The 22,191-nt window shown below is 63.6% G+C and carries 16 protein-coding genes and 2 pseudogenes; 10 read left to right on the top strand and 8 right to left on the bottom strand.

Features of this window, described 5'->3' with window-relative positions; translation table 11 throughout:
* The first annotated feature begins 152 nt into the window (after nt 1-152).
* From K369_RS24965 to K369_RS22535, 3 genes are all read left to right on the top strand, one after another.
* Nucleotides 153-2,246: a diguanylate cyclase domain-containing protein gene (locus K369_RS24965; RefSeq protein WP_051949476.1), complete on the top strand. Its 2,094-nt coding sequence runs from the start codon at nt 153-155 to the stop codon at nt 2,244-2,246.
* Between the two features lie 83 nt (nt 2,247-2,329).
* Nucleotides 2,330-2,710: a VOC family protein gene (locus K369_RS22530; RefSeq protein ID WP_036294463.1), complete on the top strand. Its 381-nt coding sequence runs from the start codon at nt 2,330-2,332 to the stop codon at nt 2,708-2,710.
* Between the two features lie 682 nt (nt 2,711-3,392).
* On the top strand, nt 3,393-4,256 hold the full coding sequence (locus tag K369_RS22535) for a hypothetical protein (protein WP_051949477.1): 864 nt from the start codon (nt 3,393-3,395) through the stop codon (nt 4,254-4,256).
* On the opposite strand, the pseudogene K369_RS28315 reads toward K369_RS22535, so the two are convergent.
* Together K369_RS28315 and K369_RS22550 are read right to left on the bottom strand one after the other, a co-directional pair.
* Nucleotides 4,216-5,333 (bottom strand): annotated as a pseudogene (locus K369_RS28315) (ISAs1 family transposase). The gene K369_RS22535 and the pseudogene K369_RS28315 sit on opposite strands and share 41 nt — an antisense overlap.
* 289 nt (nt 5,334-5,622) lie before the next feature.
* Nucleotides 5,623-6,579, bottom strand: a complete 957-nt coding sequence (locus K369_RS22550) for a GDP-L-fucose synthase (protein WP_036294466.1) — start codon at nt 6,577-6,579, stop codon at nt 5,623-5,625.
* Nucleotides 6,580-6,658: 79 nt separating this feature from the next.
* Between K369_RS22550 and K369_RS27300 the strand changes: the two genes are divergently transcribed.
* Both K369_RS27300 and K369_RS22560 read left to right on the top strand, forming a co-directional pair.
* On the top strand, nt 6,659-6,865 hold the full coding sequence (locus K369_RS27300; RefSeq protein WP_051949478.1) for a helix-turn-helix domain-containing protein: 207 nt from the start codon (nt 6,659-6,661) through the stop codon (nt 6,863-6,865).
* Complete coding sequence (locus K369_RS22560; protein WP_156968013.1) at nt 6,862-7,431, top strand: transposase; 570 nt, start codon at nt 6,862-6,864, stop codon at nt 7,429-7,431. Before K369_RS27300 ends, K369_RS22560 begins: the two co-directional genes overlap by 4 nt.
* A 457-nt stretch (nt 7,432-7,888) precedes the next feature.
* Here K369_RS22560 and K369_RS22565 read toward each other — a convergent pair whose 3' ends face one another.
* Nucleotides 7,889-8,932: an IS110 family transposase gene (locus K369_RS22565; protein WP_036296278.1), complete on the bottom strand. Its 1,044-nt coding sequence runs from the start codon at nt 8,930-8,932 to the stop codon at nt 7,889-7,891.
* Nucleotides 8,933-9,263: 331 nt separating this feature from the next.
* Here K369_RS22565 and K369_RS22570 point away from each other — a divergent pair.
* From K369_RS22570 to K369_RS22590, 5 genes and pseudogenes are all read left to right on the top strand, one after another.
* Nucleotides 9,264-9,989: pseudogene (locus K369_RS22570) on the top strand (IS21 family transposase); the annotation flags it as partial.
* A 74-nt stretch (nt 9,990-10,063) separates the two neighbouring features.
* Nucleotides 10,064-10,402 (top strand): hypothetical protein, encoded by a 339-nt coding sequence (locus K369_RS27800; RefSeq protein WP_051949480.1) that lies wholly within the window; start codon nt 10,064-10,066, stop codon nt 10,400-10,402.
* A gap of 31 nt (nt 10,403-10,433) precedes the next feature.
* Nucleotides 10,434-11,423 carry an IS66 family transposase gene (locus tag K369_RS22575; protein ID WP_051949481.1) on the top strand — a complete coding sequence of 330 codons (990 nt, stop codon included), beginning with the start codon at nt 10,434-10,436 and terminating at the stop codon, nt 11,421-11,423.
* A 444-nt stretch (nt 11,424-11,867) separates the two neighbouring features.
* Nucleotides 11,868-12,539, top strand: coding sequence for an IS6 family transposase (locus K369_RS22580; protein WP_036296279.1), 672 nt, complete (start codon nt 11,868-11,870; stop codon nt 12,537-12,539).
* A gap of 523 nt (nt 12,540-13,062) precedes the next feature.
* Nucleotides 13,063-14,367: a UDP-glucose/GDP-mannose dehydrogenase family protein gene (locus tag K369_RS22590; RefSeq protein ID WP_036294472.1), complete on the top strand. Its 1,305-nt coding sequence runs from the start codon at nt 13,063-13,065 to the stop codon at nt 14,365-14,367.
* A gap of 204 nt (nt 14,368-14,571) precedes the next feature.
* Here the strand turns inward: K369_RS22590 and K369_RS22595 are convergent, their stop codons facing one another.
* The 5 genes from K369_RS22595 to K369_RS22615 all read right to left on the bottom strand — a co-directional run bounded on the left by K369_RS22595 (nt 14,572) and on the right by K369_RS22615 (nt 21,940).
* Nucleotides 14,572-15,678, bottom strand: coding sequence for a glycosyltransferase family 4 protein (locus K369_RS22595; RefSeq protein ID WP_036294475.1), 1,107 nt, complete (start codon nt 15,676-15,678; stop codon nt 14,572-14,574).
* Entirely contained in the window at nt 15,678-16,982 is a 1,305-nt protein-coding gene (locus K369_RS22600) for a UDP-N-acetylglucosamine 1-carboxyvinyltransferase (protein ID WP_051949569.1), read from the bottom strand. The genes K369_RS22595 and K369_RS22600 overlap by 1 nt, the downstream gene beginning before the upstream one ends.
* Nucleotides 16,983-17,153: 171 nt before the next feature.
* Nucleotides 17,154-18,173, bottom strand: a complete 1,020-nt coding sequence (murB, locus tag K369_RS22605; RefSeq protein WP_084570782.1) for a UDP-N-acetylmuramate dehydrogenase — start codon at nt 18,171-18,173, stop codon at nt 17,154-17,156.
* Nucleotides 18,174-18,207: 34 nt separating this feature from the next.
* Nucleotides 18,208-20,427 carry an AAA family ATPase gene (locus K369_RS22610; protein ID WP_198033178.1) on the bottom strand — a complete coding sequence of 740 codons (2,220 nt, stop codon included), beginning with the start codon at nt 20,425-20,427 and terminating at the stop codon, nt 18,208-18,210.
* A 352-nt stretch (nt 20,428-20,779) separates the two neighbouring features.
* Entirely contained in the window at nt 20,780-21,940 is a 1,161-nt protein-coding gene (locus K369_RS22615) for a glycosyltransferase family 4 protein (RefSeq protein ID WP_036294482.1), read from the bottom strand.
* Between the last annotated feature and the right edge of the window lie 251 nt (nt 21,941-22,191).

Here is a 22,191-nt window from a genome sequence, read left to right on the forward strand (position 1 = left end):
GCCATCCGCGTCCTTTCGAGCCCTCGCGAGTACTTCGCTCGCGACCGCAGCGCGCTAGATTCTTCCTTCGGAAAAACCTCTTCGTAACGCGATCGGGACATTTTGGAAACAAATCGCGGCTCCAGTATCGAAACCGCGTCGAGGGTCGAGGTATGTGTCGGTATGAGCGCGACTCGCGTTCCGAGGAGCAGGAAATCGATCCCGAGGAGCTGGAGGCCTCGATCCGGGCGGATCAGGCGCAAATGCTCGCCACCGGACAATCGGTGCTGGTCTTCAACGCGGCCAACGCCGCGATCGTGGCCACGATTTTCCGCGATTTCTACTCACACGCGCAAATCGCGGCCTGGCTTCTCGCCTTTCTGATCCTGGTCGTCGCGCGCATCGTCCATGCGCGCCGTTTTCGCGCCACGCAGCCCACTGCGGAGGCCGTGCGGCGCTTTCTGGCGCTGTGGACGCTCGGCTCGACGCTGACCGGCTGCCTCTGGGGAGCGGCCTCATCGGTCCTGTGGCTGACGCCGGACCCCGGCTATCACGCCTTCGCGCTTTTCGCCGCCGGCGGCATGGCGGCGGGCGCCGTGCTCACCAATTCCGCCTATCTTCCCGCCATGTTCGGCTATATCGCGCCAGATGTGCTGCCCTCCATCGTCGGTCTCTTCGCGCGCGGGGAGTCGACCGCCCTCGCTATGGGCGCGCTGCTCTCGGCCTTCACCGCCGTTCTCATCATTCTCGGCCTGCGCGCCAATGGCTGGCTGGTCTCGGTGTCGCGGCGCCGGCTGCAGCAGGAGGCGCTGTCGGCGGCGCTGCATCAGCGCAACGCTCTGCTGCACGCCGTCTCCACCGCGGCGACCGAGCTCACCACCACCGCCCCCAGCGCCGCCGCAATTCCCGATCTGCTCGAATCGGTCGGCGCGGCGATCGACGCCGATCGCATTCTCGTCTTCGAATCCGGCGCGGCGCCGGATGAGCCCCCGTCCCTGCTGCATTTCTGGCAGCGCGCGGACTCTCCCGTCGCGCTGGACGCCGCGTTTTTCGCGGCCGACAAGACGCGCGCCTTTCTCTCCGGCCCTCTGCTCGCCGCTCTCGCCGAGCGCCGGCCAGTGACGGCGGCGACGCACGCGCTCGAGCCCGGCCCCGCCAAGAGCCTGCTCGAGCGCGCCGGCGTGCGCTCGGCGCTGTTCGCGCCCATTGTCGTCGACGAGGCTCCCTGGGGCTGGGTGGAGGTGGAGGATTGCCACAGCGAGCGCATGTGGAAACCCGCAGAGATCGACGCGCTGCGCATACTCGGCGATCTCATCGGCGGCTCGCTGGCGCGGCAGCGCTATGTCGACCGGCTCCGCGACGCCAATGAGGTGGTGGAGCGCAGCCCCACTCTGCTGTTCCGCCTGCGCATGGACGGGAAAAATCCGCGCCTCGTCTATGTCTCCCACAATATCGCGCTGTTCGGCTACGATCCCTGGGAGCTGACCGATCCGGCGCGCAGCCTCGCCGATTGCGTTCACCCCGACGATCTCGACAAGGTCGGCGCCTCGCTCGCGCGGGCGGCGGCGGACGGACGGCGCGGCGGCATGGTGGAGTTCCGCTTTCGGCGCCGCGACGGCGGCTATCGCTGGCTCGACGCCCGCTACGCCGCGCGCGATCGGCCCGGCCGCTCGCAGCTGATCGAAGGCGTCGCGCTCGACGTGACCGAGCGCAAGGAGGTCGCCGATCAGATCGCCATTCTCGCGCAGACGGATGCGCTCACCGGCCTCGCCAATCGCCGCAGCTTCATCGACGCGCTGCGCCGCGCCTTCGCCGACGCCGAGGCCGGCGGCGCGCCTTTCTCGCTGCTCTATATCGACGTCGATCATTTCAAGGACGTCAACGACCGGCTGGGCCACGCCAGCGGCGATGCGCTGCTGGAGGCGCTCGCGGCGCGGCTGAGGAGCCATTGCCGCGCCGGCGATGTCGTGGCGCGGCTCGGCGGCGACGAATTCGCGATATTGCAATCGAGCTCGCGCGACGCCGCCAGCGCCTCCGTCATGGCGGCGAAAATCTGCGCGCTCTCGGCGGAGCCCTATCTGCTGCCCGGCGGCGCGCGGCGCGCCACGGTGAGCGTCGGCGTCGCTCTCTTCGCCTCCGCCCTGGAGGGGCCGGACGCCATGCTGGCGCGCGCCGACCGCGCGCTCTATCTCGCCAAGGAGAATGGCAGAAACCAATATCGCATCTATTCCGAGACGCAGGAGCCGGCGAATAATTTTTCGATTTGAATTTTCGCGCGGCGGCGCAGTAAAGTCGAGACTGCGCGACCGCGCCGACAATTCATTGCAGGCCATTACATCGAGGCGATCTCATGCCCCCGAAGCTCTCCACTTGGGCCTTTGTGCTCGCCGTTCCCGATCTCGACGCCAGCGCCGGCTATTTTCGCGACGTGCTCGGCTTCGAGCTGCTGTGGCCGGAGGCCACGGATTGGCGCCTGGTCCAGCGCGACAATGTCCGCGTGATGCTGGGCCATTGCCCCACCGACGCGCCGCCCGCCGCGCTCGGCTCCCACAATCTGTTCGGCTACGTGAACGTGAACGACATCGACGCGCTCCACGCCGAGATCGCCGCCCGCGGCGCGCTCTGCACCCCGCCGGCCGACCGCCCCTATGGAATGCGCGAGATCGTCGTCACGACGATCGACGGGCATCGCATTTTGTTCGGGCAGGCGATTGGCGTGGCGGCCGGGTGATGGCCGCGATGCGCCAAAAGCGGACATTGATGAATGGACGACGCGTCAGCGCAATAGTTGCAATGATCAAACGCCATTCGGTACTGAAGATAGTAGAGCCCAGCAGCGCTAACGCCACCCATACGTCTCGGGGATAAAACATAAACCTATGATGTCAGGTTGCGGATCAAGACCATAGTCATGTATATCTGACGCGTTCTCTTTTATGTTCGAACGACTAAGTGTCTAATATCACACTGCGACGATACAATAGACGCCGGATCGCTGGCGTCGTCTATACATGGCGTGCGTGAATGCATCTATGCTATTCCGAGAAAACGACATCGATCTCAATGGATTATCAGAAGTCGTGTCGGGTATCTGAAACCCTCACTCAAGGATAAATGATAAATTCTCGGCGAGAGTAGCGTGAGAAAAGACGAGCTGATCATCTTCGAGTTCCGGAAGTAACTGAAATTCGACATCTACTTATTTGGATTGAAATTCGTATTATTTGCTATTTCCTTCGTTAATCTGGCCATCATCGAAGGCAATGACCTTATCGACTGTTCGAACCGGCTAATGCGTGCCGAAACACCGTGTTGTGCCCATTGGAGAAGACATTCAACTCATCTGCACGGGCGCTCATACACCCGACGGTGATATAATATGTATGGGCTCACTATTCATCTCGGGCAACCCAATGAGTGAAATCCTTGGCAATGCAATCAATTCGATCCAGCTGGGCGTCGAGGACTACCGGTCCAACGACAGCCGTCGGCCGATCAGCGCACTGCGAAATTTCTATGCGGGAGTGCTTCTCTTGGGCAAGGAATGCCTTATCCAAGCGGCGCCGGACGCTGAGCCGATGGAGGTTCTCGCATCTAAATACACGCCGCATCTCGACACGGACGGTAATCTGATCTTCAGCCCGAAGGGCCAAACCACCATCGATCTTCAGGAACTCCGCGAACGGTTCGGCGGATTCGGATTGAAGTGGCCGGATGGAAATATCAAAGATTTGCAGAGGCTTCGGAATGACTTCGAGCACTATCACTCGAAGGCACCCAAGGAGGCGATCCGGCAGGCCATTTCGGCATGCTTTCCATTGGTCGAGGGCTTTTTTTCCATTTTGGAGTTGAGCCCCGCATCTTCGCTCGGCGCGACATGGGAGATCATGTTGTCAGAGCGCGCATTTTTTGAACAGCAAAAGACGACGTGCGACGCCACGTTGGAAAAACTACCCTGGTGGAACAACGGCTTTGACAGTAGTCAATTCGAATGCACCGCCTGTGGTTCCTCGCTGATCTATCAGGAGGACGCGAACAACAGTGATTCGGCGGTAGTGCATGGTCGGTGCAAGGCGTGCGCCGAAGAATTTACCGCCGAAGAAACCGCCAAGATGATTGTTCAATCGCTGTTCGGGGCGGACGACTATATAGCCGCTAAAGATGGCGACGAAGGGGTTATCCATTGCTGCCCGGAGTGCAACGTTGAGGCCTACGTCGAGCAGGGCTGTGCAGTTCTTAACGAGCCCCTGCCATTTCGAGGGCAGCTCGGATATTGAGAGCGGCGCGCCATCTGGCGTTCTTGATGTTGTCGCAACCATCGGCGCGCAGGAGATTATAGGCGAAGGAGCGGAGCCGCGCGACGATGTCCGGGTTCTTGCGAATGCGCGAAGCGTCCTCCGCGAACGCCACGTCGCGCACATAGTGGCTGCCGTTCTCGATGCGCCAATGGCCTCTGATCCATTCGTTCCAACGCTCGGGCGTCGGGCCGGTCGCCGAGGACACCCAATAGACGGTCTCGATCGTCTGCTTCAAAAGACCGGTCGCCGGATCGCGGCGGTAGATTGTGCGCTCCAGCCGCAGCACGGTCTTTATGAGCGGCTCCCACGCCGTATGGCGGAACCACGCCTTCGCTGGAAAGACAGAAAGCTTTCGCGTCTCCCAGCGGTTGCGGCCTTTCGACTGGCTCGTCGCAGAGCCGCTCGGCTTGCGGCCCGCCGCGCCGAGTTCGAGCCGGCGACGCAGGCCCGGTTGATTGTCCTTCACCTGCGTCAGCAGGTGATTGCCGGACGCGATCACGCGTTCGAACAGTTTTTTTGGCAGTGTTCTGCGTCGAGCGTGAACAGGCAGCGCTTCAATCCCAGCGCTTCGATCAGCTCCGGAGCGGTGGGAATCTCATTGCTCTTTTCGGCGACCATCACATGCGCGAGCACGATCCGATCGGCGTGTCGCAGCGCCGACATCATGTGCGCGGCCTTCCGGTCGCTGAACGCATCGAAGCTGCCGCGCAGAGTCTTCCCGTCGACGGCGATCGCCGTCAGCCCCTGCACGGCGGGCGGCGCCGGCATGCTCGCGGCATGACGTCGAAACGCCGCCTCCAACGCTGCCGGATCGACGCCTTGCAGGATCAGCCGCAGACCGGTGTAGGATGGCGTGTAGGGCAGCTTCAGGCCGAAGGCGTCGTTCAATCGCAGACGATGCGCGCGAATGAACTCATGCATCTGCCGATAAGAATTGGCGCCGCCGACCATGGCGATGATCGCGTAGAGCAGCACCGTCGAAAGATCGAACCGCTTGCCTTCTCGGCGACGATGATCCGGAATGTCCCGCAAAATCTCCAGAAGCGACACCTGCATGCGACAACCTCCGATTCGGGTTGTCGCCTATAGATTCACACATCCGTCGCGACGGGAATCGCCCGTCCGCTATAAAGTATAGAGAACTGAACGGCCCTGGGCCGAGCTTGCGCGTGAACCCTGCGTAGAACAACTTTCCCAGGAAAGGGCGCGGCGCCGTCAGCCCAGATTGTTTCGCTCTTTCAACAATAGCGGCGATCGAACTCAGCGTCTATCGCAGTGAAGATTTGACGTTGTGGTTCGACGCTGTTTCCAGCGATGACGATCCAATTCGCGCGCGCAATCGAGCTTATGCGACTGTCGCGAGTTCCAGCGCGGGAGAGATGTTTTTATTCGCGAGGAACCAGTGGTAGGAGCCGGCAATTCCGTCTTCGAGCGAGATTTCAGGCTCCCATCCGAGCGCCCGAATGCGGCCCGAGTCCATCAGCTTGCGGGGCGTGCCATCCGGCTTCGACGTGTCGAACACGAGCTCGCCGGAAAATCCGACCGCTCTCTGCACGGTTTCCGCGAGCTCGCGGATCGTGATCTCCGAACCTGCGCCACAATTGATGTGCTCATAGCCATCGTAATTGTCGAGGCAGAAGACGACGCCGCGCGCGAGATCATCGACGTGCAAGAATTCGCGAAGCGGCGTGCCCGTCCCCCAGACGACGACCTCCGGCTTCCTCGACTCCTTCGCTTCATGGAATTTGCGAATGAGCGCCGGCAGCACATGGCTCGTCAGGAGATCGAAATTATCGTTCGGGCCATAGAGATTGCAGGGCATCACCGAGATGTAACGCCGGCCATATTGCTTGCGATAGGCTTGGCAGAGCTTGATGCCGGCGATCTTTGCGATCGCGTACCATTCATTGGTCGGCTCTAGCGGGCCGGTGAGCAGAGATTCTTCCCGGATGGGCTGAGGCGCGAATTTCGGATAAATGCAGGAAGACCCGAGAAAGACGAGACGGTCGACATCCGCGGCGTGGGCCGAATGGATGATATTCGTCTCGATCGCCAGATTGTCGTAGATGAAATCGGCGGGATAGGTATCGTTCGCGTAGATGCCGCCGACTTTCGCCGCGGCGAATATTATGGCGTCGGGCCGATTTTGTTTCAGCCAGACTTCGACGGCGATCTGATTGCGGAGGTCGACGACCGAGCGATCGGCTTTCAATACCTTGTCGCCTCGCGCCTCGAGATAACGTGTGACGGCCGAACCGACCATGCCTCTATGACCGGCGACCCAAATACGACGAGTGCTCATGGGCAAAACACCACTTCTCGAAACAACGCTACGACCCGCAGTGCGGCATCTGAGCGACAATTAGTACTTATTTTTTGCAGTGCGCAACAAAAGATACGGCGAGACGGAAGCGCGGCTCATCGCCCTGGCCTGCTCGACGCCGCCTGATGGATATGCGCGCTGGACCTTGCGGCTTCTCGAAGAGAAGGTCGTCGAACTCGGCATCGTCGAGCGCGCCAGTGACAACACGATCGGACGCGTGCTCAAAAAAACATTCTCAAACCGCATCTTTCGCGGCAATGGGTGATCCCTCCCGACGCCAACGCCGCCTTCGTGGCGGCGATGGAGGACATTCTCGATGTTTACAAGCGGCTGCGCGACGCCGGCCGTCCGCTCGTCTGCCTCGACGAGACCTCCAAGCAGCTGATCGAGGAGACGCGCACGCCGATCGCGGCGAAGAAAGGACAGACGGCGCGCTACGACTATGAGTATGAGCGCAACGGCGTCGCCAATCTCTTCATGATGTTCGCGCCGCTGGAAGGCTGGCGGCATGTGAAGGTCACGGATCGCCATACCGCTATCGATTACGCTCACGCGCTGAAAGACCTGGCCGACACGCATTTCCCCGACGCCGAGACGATCGTCCTGGTGCAGGACAATCTCAACACGCATAAGCCCGCCTCGCTCTACGAGGCTTCCTGCCGCCGAGGCGCGACGCCTCGCCTTGCGCTTCGAATGGCATTACACTCCAAAGCACGGCAGCTGGCTCGACATGGCCGAGTCGGAACTCGGCGTTCTGTCTTCGCAATGTCTCGCTCGCCGCATTGCAGACAAACCCGCGCTCGTCACCCAGGCCGAAGCCTGGGTCGCTGATCGAAACAAACGCAACGCCAAAGCCGATTGGCAGTTCACAACCGACGATGCGCGCGTCAAACTCAAGCGCCTATACCCTTCGCTTTAGATGACTCAGGCCACTAGAGCGCTTTCCGATCGAACGGAATCGTTCGATCGATCAGAATTCGCTCCCAATAGAGAAATGAGAGCGTTATCCGATCCGATTGGATCGGATAACGCTTCTGTAACGGGCCTTTCGATGTCAACCCCTTACGTTCTTCCCTTCGCCGGTTCACTCTTCTGTCCGTGGTCGGCGCCGAAGCTCAGTGGGCCGCCACTTGATGGTATAAGATGAGGATGGGGCCGGCCAATCTAGTTGCGCGTGGTCGTGAGCCACGGAGCATCGTGCGGTCTGACCCCGTCCATCGTCCCGGCGAGGGACGAACGCTCGGGAAGGCTGGTGCTCGCCTGCCCGAAACTCTTTCGCTTCTCCTCCTTACGCCGCCGACGGAGTTGCGCAGGCTGCTCGTCTTGCATCGAACGGCGTCCCATCGATCCACATGCGATGCAGGACCACGCCGAGCTTGCGCGCCAGCGCCACTTTCGCCTTCTTCATGCCGGCGCGCTTGGCGAGCTTCATCGCCCAGCTCTTGAGGCCGGCGCCTTTCACCGGCCGCGTCAGTATGACATTGGCGGCTTCATAAAGCGCCGTGCGCACACCGGCGTCGCCGATCTTGGTGATCCGCCCGGTCACGTCCTTTTCCCCCGACTGATATTTTTTCGGAGTCAGCCCAAAATGCGGCCCGACCCGTTTCGACGACGAGAACCGCGACGGATCGTCGATCGCCGAAACGTAGGTCAGCGCCACGATCGCACCGACGCCGGGCGCCGACATTATCAGCCTGGCGCGCTTGTCCGCCCGCGCCATTGCCCGCACGCGTTTCTCGAACATGTCGAACTCGCGCAGCAAAGCCGCATGAGCCGCAAGCAACGCCTTGGCGATGAGCTCCAACGTCGCATGCCCGGTGACGAGCTCCTCGACCCGCGACGCGAAGCGCTTCGGCGTCGTTGGCCCTACCCTCAGCCCGAAACCCCGCAATATGCCGCGCAAGCTCATCTCGATGTCGTAGAGTTTCGACTGGACCAGTTTGCGCGCCGTCAGCAGCGCCCGCGTCTCCTGCGCCGCTATCGATTTACAATGGACCGGACGGAACCAGCCGAGCCGCATCAGCTGCGCGATCCCGCGCGCGTCGTTGCGATCGGTCTTGACGGGCATCGTCTGTAGGGCAATCTGCACATGCCGCGTCTCCAGCAGTTCCACCGCCAAGCCCGCCTCCTTCATCGCCGCGTAAAGCCATTGCGACAAGGGCCCCGCCTCGAGACCGATTCTCACCAGATCCAGCCCCAGTGAGGCAAACCAGCCGATCAGCGCTTCCGGTTCGCTGGCGATCTTCGCCTCCCGGACGATCTTCCCGGTGGTGTCCACGATGCAAACGCTCGATGCTTCCAAAGACACGTCAATCCCGGCATAATGGTCCATGGTCATCCTCCGATGATGCTTGGAGCCGACGAAAGCCGGACTCCGTTTTCACACCATCATTCTGGGGGATGACCAATCTCACCGCAAAGCCTCTGCCTCGCGGCGGCCCGTTACTCCATCTAGGAGCGGCACGACCGATCTCCGCGGGTCAGACCGAGGCTCCCCTACGACGAAAGCTCCGTATGCGGTATCCAACCCGCGAATGAGAAACGGCTCAACCGTCGACATCACGCCGGCGTCCTGACCTCTGCCTCGCCGAATATGTTCACCCTCGCTTCACGAGAGACGGGGTGGATCGCGCACGCAGATTGCGCTTGAAAAAGGTCATAAGAATTTTCTGACGCCGGTTCCGCATGCGCCGACGCTCGACGCGCTGAACGCACGGCTCGCGGACCTCTGCCGCGCTCGTCAGATCGAGCGCGCCGGCCGGAACGAGCAGACAATCGGCGAACGTCTCGTCGCCGATGCGGCTGCGTTACGCGAACGTCCCGCGGAGCCCTTCGAAGCCTGCCATTAGCAAGCTACCAGGGTCTCCTCGCAGGCGCTCGTGCGCTATCGCACCAATGACTATTCGGTTCCGACCGCCTATGGCTTTCGTGACGTTCTGGTGAAAGTCTTCGTCGACGAGGTGGTCATTTTATGCGAGGGAGTCGAGATCGCGCGGCATGCGCGCAGCTATAGCAAAGACGACTTCGTTTTCGAGCCGCGCCACTATCTGGCCCTTCTCGAGCAGAAGCCCGGGGCTCTGGACCAGGCGGCTCCGTTGCAAGGCTGGGCCTTGCCGGAGACGCTCGGCGATCTGCGTCGGCTGATGGAGGCGCGCATGGGGCGGCGCTGCAAGCGCGAGTTCATCCAAGTCTTGCGGCTGACCGAGCTCTTTTCAGAGACAATCGTCATCGGCGCGGCGCTGGAGGCGATCCGTCTCGGCGCCATCGGCTTCGACGCGGTGAAGCAGCTCGTGATCGCGAGAGTGGAGAGCAGGCCCGCGCGCCTCGATCTTTCCGCCTATCCCTATCTGCCGTCGCCGAACGTCAGGGCGACACAGCCCGCCGAGTAATTGGTCACCCCGGTTTTCGGCAGCGCTTTCGGTATATGATTGACACGGGAATCGCGGCTTGATTCAAGCTGTGAATGGACCGCTCCGCGCTTGATTCGCTCGACAAAGAGGCTCTGATCCGCCTGATCTTGGCGCAGGCGGAGATCATCGAGCGTCTGACCAAGTGCATCGCCGAGCTGGAAGCCAAGCTCGGTCTGCCGAAGAAGACCCCGGACAATTCCAGCACGCCGCCGAGCAAGGGCCAGAAGCCCTCGGCGCCGGCCTCCGCCAAGACAGCGAAGACGCGCAAATCGCATCCTGGCGCGCACCGTCCGCTGCATCAAAACCCGACGAAGACGCGCGACATGCTCGCCTGCTCCTGCCAGCATTGCGGCGCCGACGTATCGGGCGCGGCGCATTTGCGAGGTCTATGATCATATCGAGCTTCCGCCGATAAGCCCCGACGTGACCCGCATCAATCTGCACGGCGGAACCTGCCCGAGCTGCGCGAAGAAATTCAAGGCCGCGCCGCCCGCCGACATGCCCAAGGGCTCGCCCTTCGGCGACAATCTGCGCGCGCTCGTCCTCTATCTGCGCTTTACGCAGAACATCGCCCTGGAGCGGCTGTCGACACTGTTCTCCACGCTGTTCAGGCTCGACATCAGCGAAGGCGCGATCGTCGAGATGCTGCGCGCCGCGCGCACGGCCTTCGCCGCGCAGCGCGAGGCGATCCGCGCGCGGCTGCTCGCGGGAACCGTGCTGCAATCGGACGAGACCGGCCTTCGCGTCGGCAAGGCCAATTGGTATCTGTGGGTGTTCCACCACGAGGACAGCGCCGTCTTCGTCGCCGAGCCGACGCGCGCGCAGACCGTCGTCTCCGATTTTCTCGGCGATGTGAGGCCCGACTACTGGGTCTCGGATCGCTACGCCGGCCAGATGGGATGGGCGACAAAGGATCATCAGGTCTGCCTCGCGCATCTCATTCGCGACGTGCAATATGCGATCGACTGCGGCGACGGCGTTCTCGGCCCCGATCTGCGGCGTCTGCTCGAGCAGGCTTGCGGGATCGGCGCGCGGCGCGCCGATCTGTCGGACGCGACGCTGAAGAGCTACAAATACCGGCTGGAGGCGCGCCTCGATCGCCTGATGGCGCGCGCGCCGACGCAGCCCGCGGGCGTCAAGCTCGCGGCGATGATCAAGCGGACGCGGCGCTTCCTGTTCGTGTTCCTGACCAACCGCGACTTGCCGGCGACCAACAACGGCTCCGAGCGGGCGATCCGGCCCTGCGTCATCTTCCGCAAGGTCACCTATTGCTTCCGCAGCGGCTGGGGCGCCGAGCTCTACGCCGACATCCGCTCGGTGATCGAGACCGGACGCCGCCGCGCCATAGACGCCCTCGAGGCGATCCGCCTGACCCTCGCCGGAAAGCCGCTCGCGACGCCCGCCCCATCATGAGCGGCCCCGCGCAAGCCGAAGCCTCTCCCGCCCCTCGTAAGATCGACCGCTCCAAACCCCGCCTGCATCCGCCTCACAGAGCCGACGCGGATGGAGCCTGAGCAGTTACCCCGCCGATTATCTCGCGCTCGCTTCGAGGGCGGCGGCATGAGCGCGGCGGCTTCCTCTACTTCCCCGGAGAATCCGGCTCCGCCGCGCGTTCTCCTCACCCATCATCTGCGACAGCTCAAACTGCCGACCATTCTGCGCGAGTATGAGAAGGTCGCGCAGGAAGCGGCGCGCGACGGACAGGATCACGTCCGATATCTGCTGCGCCTAGTCGAGCTGGAGCTCATCGATCGCGAGCGGCGTATGGTCGAGCGCCGCATTCGGGCTCTGTCGCGAATTTTTCTCGCGGGCCGGTTGGGGCTATTATCGCCGGACTGGGGCAGGCGGAATAGCGGGATGATCGATTTCAAGGTCAGCCATTCTGAACGCGAGGTGATCCTGTGGGGCGTCCGCTGGTATGTGGCGTATCCGATGAGCTATCGTCAGCTCGAGGAAATGATGGAAGAGCGCGGCGTCGAGGTCGACCATTCCACGCTCAACCGCTGGGTCGCCAAATATGCGCCTTTGCTGGAGAAGGAGTTTCGTGCTCGCAAGCGCGCTGTCGGGTCGAGCTGGCGTGTCGATGAGACTTATGTGAAAGTCAAAGGCTGCTGGAAATATCTGTATCGGGCCGTCGACAAAGCGGGTGCGACGGTCGATTTCCTTCTGACGGCCAAGAGGGATTGCAAAGCGGCGTTGCGCTTCTTGCGCAAGGCCATCGGCCAGCACGGCGAGCCGAAGAAGATAACGATCGACAAGAGCGGAGCCAACACAGCAGCGATCGAAAGCTACAATGAGGAGCGTGAAGCGGACATCGAAATCCGGCGCATCAAATATCTCAATAATATCGTCGAGCAGGACCATCGAGCGGTGAAACGCGTGACGCGTCCGACGCTGGGTTTCAAATCATTTCGATCGGCTGCCGCGACGCTTTCTGGGATCGAGCTGATGCACATGATCCGAAAGGGGCAGATGCGAACGACGAACGAAATGCGTCCCGCGCAGCAATTCTATTCCCTCGCCGCCTGAGCCACGTCATTCTCACTCATCCGTCGCGCCTGTAGACAAAATTTGCGACAGAACCGACTGGACGCCATCCATCTGCCGAAGTCCGAAGCGGCACCCACGGGTGCCGCTTTTCGTTTCGGGACGCGCGTCCGGCGCCGCGGTCGACATTCGCGGCGGCTTCGAAGAGTTCCGTGCGCCGCTCGTGCGATCCCAAATCGAGGCAAGGATAGCGAAGCTGAGATCGGTCCCGGCAAAGCATACCGCGACGCGGTTGCGATCGTTCTGCTGGTGGGAGGACTTGGCGGGCGCCGCCGAGTTCATAAACCAAACCTCATGCTTATAAGCGACTTGCCGGCTCAACTCGAGCGCGAGCTATTGACGGCGGACGTAGGCCGGGGCAAAAAAGAAACCGCAGAACGATTTTTCGGACATTGAGCGGTCTTCGTCGCAACGGCGGCGTGTCGAGAGCCGCGCCCGACGGAAGTCTTGTACCCGCTGGCGGAGCGAACGCCCTTTCTCTCGGCCTCACTCGAGGAAACATGTGATGAACATTACCATGATCGGATCGGGCTATGTCGGCTTGGTTTCCGGCGCCTGCTTCGCGGATTTCGGCCATGTCGTGACCTGCGTCGACAGCGACGCCGCCAAGATCGACCGGCTCCTGCGCGGCGAAATCCCGATCTTCGAGCCCGGCCTCGACGAGCTCGTCGCCTCCAACGTCCGCCAGAAGAGACTCTTCTTCACCACCGATCTCGCCCCCGCCGTGAAGGGCGCCGACGCCGTCTTCATCGCCGTCGGAACCCCGTCGCGCCGCGGCGACGGCCACGCCGATCTCTCCTATGTCTACGCCGCCGCCGAGACGATCGGCAGAGCGCTCGACGGATTCACCGTCGTCGTCAACAAATCCACCGTGCCCGTCGGCACCGGCGACGAGGTCGGGCGCCTCATCCGCGAGGCCAATCCGAAGGCCGATTTCGCCGTTGTCTCCAATCCCGAATTCCTGCGCGAAGGCGCCGCCATCGAGGATTTCAAGCGTCCGGACCGCGTCGTCATCGGCGTCGAGGACGAGCGCGCCCGCGAGGTCATGGCGGAAATCTACCGCCCGCTCAGCCTCAATGCGCCGCCGCTCGTCTTCGTCGGCCGCCGCACCTCCGAGCTCATCAAATATGCGGCCAACGCATTTCTCGCGACCAAGATCACCTTCATCAACGAGGTCGCCGATCTCTGCGAGAAGGTCGGGGCCGACGTGCAGGACGTGGCACGAGGCATCGGCCTCGACCGCCGCATCGGCGGCAAGTTCCTGCACGCAGGGCCCGGCTATGGAGGCTCCTGCTTCCCGAAGGACACGCTCGCTCTGTTGAAAACCGGGCAGGACTACAGCGCGCCGCTGCGCATCGTCGAGACGGTGGTCGCGGTGAACGACGCGCGCAAGCGGGCGATGGCGCGCAAGGTGATCGCGGCGCTCGGCGGCTCGGTGCGCGGCAAGAAGATCGCGCTGCTCGGCCTCGCCTTCAAGCCCAACACGGACGACATGCGCGACGCGCCCTCGCTCGCCATCGTCGCCTCGCTCGCCGGCGACGGCGCGAAGGTGCACGCCTATGATCCCGAGAGCATGGAGCAGGCGCGTTCGCTGATGCCGGAGGCGAGCTTCCACGAGGACCCCTATTCGACGGCGGAGGGCGCGGACGCGCTCGTCATCGTGACGGAATGGGACGCGTTCCGCGCGCTCGACCTCGACCGCATCAAGACGCTGCTGAGGACGCCGGTGATCGTCGATCTGCGCAACATCTACCGGGCCGCCGACGTCCGCAAACGCGGCTTCGAATATGTGAGCGTCGGCCGCGACTGAGCCGTCATCGTGAGCGCAGCGAGGCGATCCAGGGGCCACCCCACGGCTCTGGATCGCTTCGTCGCTTTCGCTCCTCGCGATGACGGCGCCTCTCGGCCACGAATGGACGGCGACTTGCTCGCACCGTGAGACTAGACCCGTCCATAACATTCGGCGCGCGCCCGGCGGCTCGATCCGGTTCTTGGCGGGGCGTCGGTTCGAGGCTCAGGCCCCCAGGCGACGGTAGACGTCGATCACATGTTCGGCATGGCGACGCGGGCTCACATCGCTCGCCACATCGAGCCGCTCCTGCTCGGACAAAAGGACGGATTCGGGACGCCGCAGAACGGCGATCGCGGCGTCGGCGAAGGCCGCGGCGTCGGCGTCCTTGTCGACGAGCGATCCGCCGCGCCAGCGCCGCCAGATCTCCGAATGGCCGGCGTCGTCCGTCGCGACATAGGGCGTGCCGAGCAGCGCGGCCTCGATCGGCGTGCGTCCGAAAGGTTCGCGCATGGCCGGCATCAGGAGCAGATCGAGCGCGGCGATGTTGCGCTCGACCGGCAGGCGGAATCCGGCGAGATGCAACCGGTCGGACAGCCCGGCGGCGGAGGCCGCCGCTTCGAGCTCGCCCGCGGTCAGCTCGCCGTCCCGCCCGAAGATCACAAAGGCGGCGTGCGGCTCGATCCGCGCGATGATTGCCGCGGCCTCGATGAAGAATTCGGGGCGCTTACGCCACCAGAAATTGCCGACGAAGCCGATGATCGCCGCATCATTCGGCAGGCCGAGCTCGTCGACGAGCCAGGCGCGCGCCGCCGCGCGATCCGTAGCGAGATTGTTGGCGAAGGGGTCGGTGACGGTGGTGACGCGGTTCGCCGGCAGATAGTCGACGGAACGGGTCGTCTCGTCGGAAATGGCGATCACATGGCTCGCGGCACGGATCAGCGCGACATTGGGCGCCACGCGGCGGTTCAGCGCGCGGTGATGATAGACGACCGGCATGCGGGCGAGCCAAGCCGGCAGCAGCCACGACTGGAGCGCGCCGATGTCGTTCGTATGGACGATGGCCGGACGCAGCGAGCGCAGCAGAGCCATTCGCGCGGGCACCCGCGCGAGATCATAGAGCGGACTGTGCCGACCGGCCGTCCGCTCCGTCGTTCCGACGACGCCGAAGCCGAGGGACTGCGCCTCTTGCGCGATCAGCGACCCCTTCCGCGCAATGACGACGCATCGGAAGCCGAAATCCTCCGCCAGGGACTGCGCCAGGGCAAAGGCCGAGACATGGCTCCCGCCGATCTCCTGCCCAATGAACGGAAACAGCACATGCTTGATCATCAGGACGCCGACACCTTGGCACCGAGCGTGCGCAGCTTGCCGACGATGTCGTTGTAGCCTCGCTCCACCTGCCACGCGTCCTCGACGACGGTCTCGCCGCGCGCGACGAGACCGAGCAGCGTCAGCGCGATGCCGCAGCGCAGATCGAGCGCGCGCACGCGCGCGCCTTCGAGCGCCGCGCCGCCCTCGACCAGCAGCGCGCCATTGGCGACGCGGCTCGACACGCCGATCTTCGCGAATTCCTCGCGATAGCCGTAGCGGTCGGGGAAACGCAGATCGACGATCGTCGACTTGCCCCTGGCGCAAGCGCCATAGACCGCGAACAGCGGCTGCATGTCGGAATTGATGCCGGGGAACGGGCCCGTGCTGATCTCGACCGGATAGGCGCAGCCGCCGCGAACGATCACCGAATCATTGCCGAGATAGAATTTCGCGCCGCTCCCGCGCAGGAAGATCAGCGGAACCTCGAGATCGGCCAAGGGGAAATTATGGATCGTGACGTCGCCGCCGGTGACGGTCGCGCCGATGAGCCAGGTCAGCGCCTCCATGTTGTCGGAGATCGTCGTGTGCTGCGCTCCGCCGAGCTCGGGCGCTCCCTTCACGCGAATGCTCTCCTGGCCGAAGACGTCGATCTCGGCGCCCATCGTCCGCAACAGCTTCACGAGGTCGAGGACTTCCGGCCGCACATGGGGATTCCAGACGACCGTCTCGCCCTTCGCGAGGGAGCCGCAGAGCAGCGCGTTCTCGGTCGCGCCCGTCGAGCGGATCGGCAGATGGATATGCGCGCCGGTGAGGCCGCCCGACGGCGCTTGGGCGCACAGCATGCCACCTTCGGTCCAGACCTCGGCGCCGAGGCTGCGCAGCACGAGCTCGTGGAGGTCATATTTGCGGTCGCCAAGGTCGCATCCGCCGGGCAGAGGCACTGCGCCGGCGCCGGTGCGAGCGGTCAGCGCGCCGAGGACGAGCAGCGTGTTGCGGATCGATCTGCCGCGCCAGTCGAGCCGGCTCGACAGCGGGCGCGCCTCCTCGACGACGAGCGTCGACCCCTCGACACGGCAGCTCTTGCCGATCTCGTCGAGCATTCCGGCATGGACGATCGCGTCGAGAAGCCCGGCGGGATAATTGCGGATGACGACGCGCTGGCCGGTGAGCAGAGTGGCCGCCATCAGCCGCAGCACCGAATTCTTGGCGCCGCTGACGAAGACTTCGCCCTCCAGCCTCGACTGCCCGACCGTGATCGTCGAAAGTTGCTCGCTCACCCCTTGCTCGCCGGGGTTCGCCTCAATGAGATCGCTCGTCAGCATCAGCCTTTCCTCCGCTTGGCGCCCTCGGCGCGGTCCACGCAACTCCGGCGGCAGGCCATCGACCAGGGCTTCCCCGTCGCGCGCCCGCACATGTGCGCCTCGCGCGCCTCGAAACTCGATCCCCATCGTAGCCTAAGCAATTCCGCGGTCGCGGCCAAGTCGCGCGCGCCGTCACGACGCCGCCTCCGCCGCGCGCGGTCGGGAAACGGCCGTTTCGGCCGCGGCTTCATGGGCCGGCCGCAGGCGCCCGTCGGGCGCCACATGACGCACTTCGCAATCCATCCAGAAGCCCGTGGCGTCATGCACGCGCGTTCGCGCCAGATGGATCAGGCCGAGCACGTCCCGGCTCGACGCGCCGGCGACATTGACGATGAAATTCGCATGGAGCGTCGAAATCTCGGCCCCGCCGAGACGCGTTCCCTTGAGGCCGACCCGCTCGATCGCCGCCCCGGGAGGGCCGACCGTGCGGTACATCAACGGATCGCTGAGAAAGACCGAGCCGCAATTTGGGAGGTTCTTCGGAAACTTCCGCTGGCGGTCCGCGAGAATTGCGATCATCTCGCGCCGCATCGACGCGGGGTCCCTCTCGACGAAGGCGAAATCCGCCTCAAGGACGACGAGGTCGTCGCTCTGCAGGGAGGATCCGCGATAATGAAAGCCGCATTCGGCGTGCGAGCGCTCGAACGCCCTGCCGCTGCGATCGCATCCCCTCACCGCCACGATGTTCGAGCCGACGCCCTTGCGCTGGCTGCCACCGTTCATATAGATCAGGCCGCCGAGCGTCCCGGGGATGCCGATCGCATGCTCGAGGCCGCTCAGGCCGAAACGTCCGAGCTCACGAACGAAGCGCGGCGCGAAGAGCCCGGCCTCCGCGCGCACGGTCCGCCCGTCCCTCGATATCGAGCCCAGGCTGCGGCCGATCCTGACGATGACGCCGTCAAAACCCGCGTCGTCGAAGAGGAGATTCGATCCGTTGCCGACGACGAGGGCGGGCGTGCAGTCCTCGGCGAGCACGGCCAATGTCCCGCGCGCCTCCACTGCGCTCGCCGGCTCGACCAGCGCGGCGGCGCTGCCGCCGATGCGCCATCGCGACACGAGCCGCAGATCGGCGCCTTCCTCGATACGGCCCGTCACGATTCGACGCAGCCGCGTCAGCGACCACGATACGCCGACCCCTCTACTCGACTGCATGTCGCTCCCGCACTCCCGCGTTCCGAACGCGCCTTCAGCGATAATAGCGGCTGAAAATCTCTTCCTGCTTGCTGTCGAGGCCGTAAGGCTCATAGGTCTTCAGCTTGTCGACCTCGACGTTGTTCATCACAGCGCCGATCAATTTCTCGTGGACGGCGGGACTTGAGGCGATGGCGCTGCGCACGACGCGGCGCGGAACTGCGCCCCACTCCACGATCATGAACAGGCCGTCGAGCAGATGGGCGGCCGCGCGTCCGTCGACGACCGGACCGACGGGCGGCAGATCGAGGATCACATATTCATAGTAGCTCGACAGATTCTTGAGCAGGGCGGCCATCGTCGGCGAAGAGATCAGATCACCGCTCAGGAACAGATCGTGCTTCACCGTCGCCGGGATGATGGCGAGGCTGGAACCCGGTTCGGAGACGAGCACGTCGCCGAGTGACGCCTGATCCAGGAGAATCTCGCCGAGCCCGACGGCCGGCTTCAGCCCGGCGAGGCTGGTCAGCCCCGCCTCGCGCAGATCGGCGTCGACGAGCGCGACGCGGCTGCCTTGCAAGGCGAGCAGACCGGCGAGATTGAGAGAAACCGTCGACTTGCCCTCGCGCGGCATGCTCGAGACGACGCCGACGATCTTGGCGCCGTCGACCGTGAGCCGCATGTCCATGGCGATCTTCATCGCGCGCAGCGTCTCGGAATAGGACGAGAACGGGTGCTGGATCGCATATTTGCCGAGGTCGACGGCTTGGACCGGCCGGTAGTCGCGCAAGCCAGGACCGGCGTTGTTGTTCGTCTTGACGACGGTGTCGAGGAGCGGCAGCAGGCCCACCACGTCGACGCCGAGATCCTCCTCTACCTGATCGGCGGTGCGATAGGCCCGGTCGGACACTTCGCGATAGGCGCCGATCCCGACGCCGATCCCGAGGCCGAGAATTACGCCGGCGGCGGCGATCAGGACCACGCGCGGCTGGCTCGGCTCCAGCGGCGGCGCGGCGTCGGCGATCACCCGCGCATCGCTCATCGGATAGGATTCCTGCTGCATCGTCTCCTGGGACCGCTGCAGGAAGCTCTGATAGAGCGACTGGACCGCCGACGCCTGCTGCTCAAGCTGGCGCAACTGCACGAGGGCGGCGTTCGCGCTGTTCGCCGTGACGGTCGATTCGGCGAGCCGGCGGCTTAACTGCTCGCGGCGCTCGCGCGCCACGGCGAGCTCGCTCTGAAAGCCGGAGAGGAAGCGGCGAAGCTCCTGGAAGATCAGCTTCTCATTGTCCTCGACCTGGCGCTTCTGGCGCAGCGCCTGCTCGTGCTTCGGGCCGACTCGGGAGACGATCTCATTGTATCGCTTCGTCGCCTCGGCTTGGCTCTGGCGGAGCTGGGTCACAGTCGAATTGTTCAGCGCTTCGGAAACGATGGCGTCGATCCGGCCGCTCTCGACCAGCGCCTTGAGATTGTCGTACTGCGCCTGCTTGCTCACGACTTCCGCCGCGGCCTGCGTCAGATCGTTGTTGAGCTGGGTCAGCTGCTGGTCCGTCATCAGCTGGCCGTTGGCGGAGACCAGATTGTTGCGGCTGCGATATTCCTCGACCGCGCGGTTCGCCTTGGCGCTCTGCTCGCGCAATTCGTCGAGCCGCGCCCGGAACCATTCCCCGGCGCTCTTGGCCGCCTCGACGCGAGCGGCGATCTGGTCGTTCAGATAGGCGGCCGCATAGCCGTTGGCGATCCGCGCCGCCTTTTTGGGCGACTTCACGGTGACGGCGATCTGGACGACATTTGACTTGCCGTTGCGCGAGACGACGACCGCGTCGGACAGGCGCCGCACCACGGTGCGCAGCATCTTGTAGTCTGGATCAGACTCGCCGGCGGGCTGGAACAGCCGCATGGGGTTCAGCGCCATTATGAATCGCGTAACGATCGTCACGATCGAGGGCGGCTCGGTTCCGTTGAACTCGGGATCGTCCTTGAGTTTCATGCCCCGGATCGCGGCGAGCATCACGCGCTCGCCTTTGATCACCTCGATCTGATTGTCGACCAGCGCGTTTTCAGCGGCGAGGTTCGATTGCGCGCTCATGTCCTGCAGAGCGCGGATCTGCTTGTTGCCGATCAGAATAGATGTCTGAGCCGTGAACTTGACGACGGAAACGAGGGAGAAGATCAGCGCGAGGGTCAAGCAGACGCCGACGCTGATCGCCGTCGTCTTCGCATGGCGGCGCGCCGCAGCCATGATGGCGACGATGTCGATGCCCTTCAGGAGCAAGACATCGTCCTTCTCGGGACCTATCGGCGTCCTGGAGTGATCGAAACGGGGATTTGCCTGGAGCATTGTGCGCTCACTGTCCTTTCACGTCGCCGAGCGCCGCGCGCGCAGACCGTTCCATGTCGATCGCCGTCTAACGCCGACCTGTGACATCGTCATGAGCTTCTCAGGACGACTGCCTATCATCAGTGCGGCCCAAACGAAATCTCTAGAAGAATCTAACTTGTCTTAACCCTACCGGCCGCGCGGACCGCAAATTGGAAAGTCATGGAAAATCAACCATAAGTTTCGACAATCGGCCACGCGCGCCAGCTAAAGCAAGAAGCGGGCTGCCGGAAAAGTGGTCGCGCATTCAAGCCCTGCCGTCGTCGGCCGCGTTAAATCCCACGCCGGCGAAATCGTCTTTGCCGACGACGACCCGGAACAGTTCGACGGTCTCCCGCGCGATGACGTTCCAATCGTATTTGAGCAGGATGACATCGGCGTTCGCTCGCGGGACGTCCTCGATCGCACTGAGCTTGGCGCGCAACGCCGCGACATTTCCGACCGGGAAATAATTATCCGCGGACAGATCGAGGTCTTTGTTGGGCGCGATGTCCGACAAAAGCACGCGGGCGCCCGACGACAGCGCCTCCAGAGCGACGATCGGCATGCCCTCGTGATAGGACGCCAGGACGAACAGCGCCGTGTTCGCGTAGAGCGGGGTGATGTCGTCGCGCGGCAACTCTCCGATGAATATCACCCGCTCGCTCGCGCGGGCGAGGAGCTTCTCGGCATAGGCGCTCTTCATCTGGGCGCCGCCGACGATGACGAGCTTCATCCCGTCGGGGAGGTCGGAGGCGGCGTCCACGAGGTCGTGGATGCCCTTCTCAGGAACGAGCCTCGCGACCGTCATCACATAGCCGCCCGGCTCAAGGTCCAGCCTGCGCAGCGCGTCGGCTGCCGCCGATCCGTCCGCCTCGAGCCACTGCCCGACGGCGGCGCCGTTCGGGATCATGCTGATCCGGTTGGTAAGGGCTGGATTCCGCTCCATGAGAGATCGCGCGACCGGCCTCGAGACGGAGATCATGCGATCGGCGAAGCGGACGGCCTGCGCTTCGCCGAGCCGCAACGCCATTTTCGCCAAGCCGTTCCACTTCTCGCGGTTGTAGTCCTCGCCATGATGCGTGAACACCACGGGGAGGCCGAGGAGCTTGGCGAGGGGGATCAGAAGGCCCGGGCCGATCGCATGAATATGCACCACATCCGCGCGTTCCGCGAAACGCGCGTAGAGCAGCCCGACAAACGTATGCGTGACCGCTTCGAGATAGATATTCTTGATCGCGGGGATCGGTCGAATGTCGACACCCTGGAACGTCGCTCGCCCCTCCGGCACATAGAGAGCCCGCGCGATCACGGTGATCCGGATATCCGGAGCAACGATGCGCATGCGAGGGTAGAGCTGCTCGCAATGGGTCTCGACGCCTCCCATCACGTTCGGAACGCCCCTCAGCCCGAGAGCGACAATCTTCATCGACTCTGACTTCCCATGACTTCAGTTCGCTGAGATATGCGCAATGAAAGCGAAACGTCTCTTCAGTGATATTAGAGGACCCGTCGATTCATGTCCATGACTATGGCGTAGCAATTTCCGAGAAGGCTCCCGTCACGATCGGACGGCCGCGAGACGAGGGCGCGGATATTGGGCATGCCGTCGCTCGGATGCGGAATGACGCTCGATTCCGGACAACCGATCGGCTGGCACCACGCTCCTCGGTCGAGCGC

Source organism: Methylosinus sp. PW1 (assembly GCF_000745215.1).
In the GTDB taxonomy this organism is placed as follows: domain Bacteria; phylum Pseudomonadota; class Alphaproteobacteria; order Rhizobiales; family Beijerinckiaceae; genus Methylosinus.

Coding starts and splice junctions, on each gene's coding strand:
- K369_RS22565 (WP_036296278.1), bottom strand. CDS start 8,932: ATGGACCATTATGCCGGGATTGACGTGTCTTTGGAAGCATCGAGCGTT.
- K369_RS22595 (WP_036294475.1), bottom strand. CDS start 15,678: ATGATCAAGCATGTGCTGTTTCCGTTCATTGGGCAGGAGATCGGCGGG.
- K369_RS22580 (WP_036296279.1), top strand. CDS start 11,868: ATGATCGATTTCAAGGTCAGCCATTCTGAACGCGAGGTGATCCTGTGG.
- K369_RS27800 (WP_051949480.1), top strand. CDS start 10,064: ATGGACCGCTCCGCGCTTGATTCGCTCGACAAAGAGGCTCTGATCCGC.
- K369_RS22615 (WP_036294482.1), bottom strand. CDS start 21,940: ATGAAGATTGTCGCTCTCGGGCTGAGGGGCGTTCCGAACGTGATGGGA.
- K369_RS22550 (WP_036294466.1), bottom strand. CDS start 6,579: ATGAGCACTCGTCGTATTTGGGTCGCCGGTCATAGAGGCATGGTCGGT.
- K369_RS22530 (WP_036294463.1), top strand. CDS start 2,330: ATGCCCCCGAAGCTCTCCACTTGGGCCTTTGTGCTCGCCGTTCCCGAT.
- K369_RS22590 (WP_036294472.1), top strand. CDS start 13,063: ATGAACATTACCATGATCGGATCGGGCTATGTCGGCTTGGTTTCCGGC.
- K369_RS22600 (WP_051949569.1), bottom strand. CDS start 16,982: ATGCTGACGAGCGATCTCATTGAGGCGAACCCCGGCGAGCAAGGGGTG.
- murB (WP_084570782.1), bottom strand. CDS start 18,173: ATGCAGTCGAGTAGAGGGGTCGGCGTATCGTGGTCGCTGACGCGGCTG.
- K369_RS24965 (WP_051949476.1), top strand. CDS start 153: ATGTGTCGGTATGAGCGCGACTCGCGTTCCGAGGAGCAGGAAATCGAT.
- K369_RS22535 (WP_051949477.1), top strand. CDS start 3,393: ATGAGTGAAATCCTTGGCAATGCAATCAATTCGATCCAGCTGGGCGTC.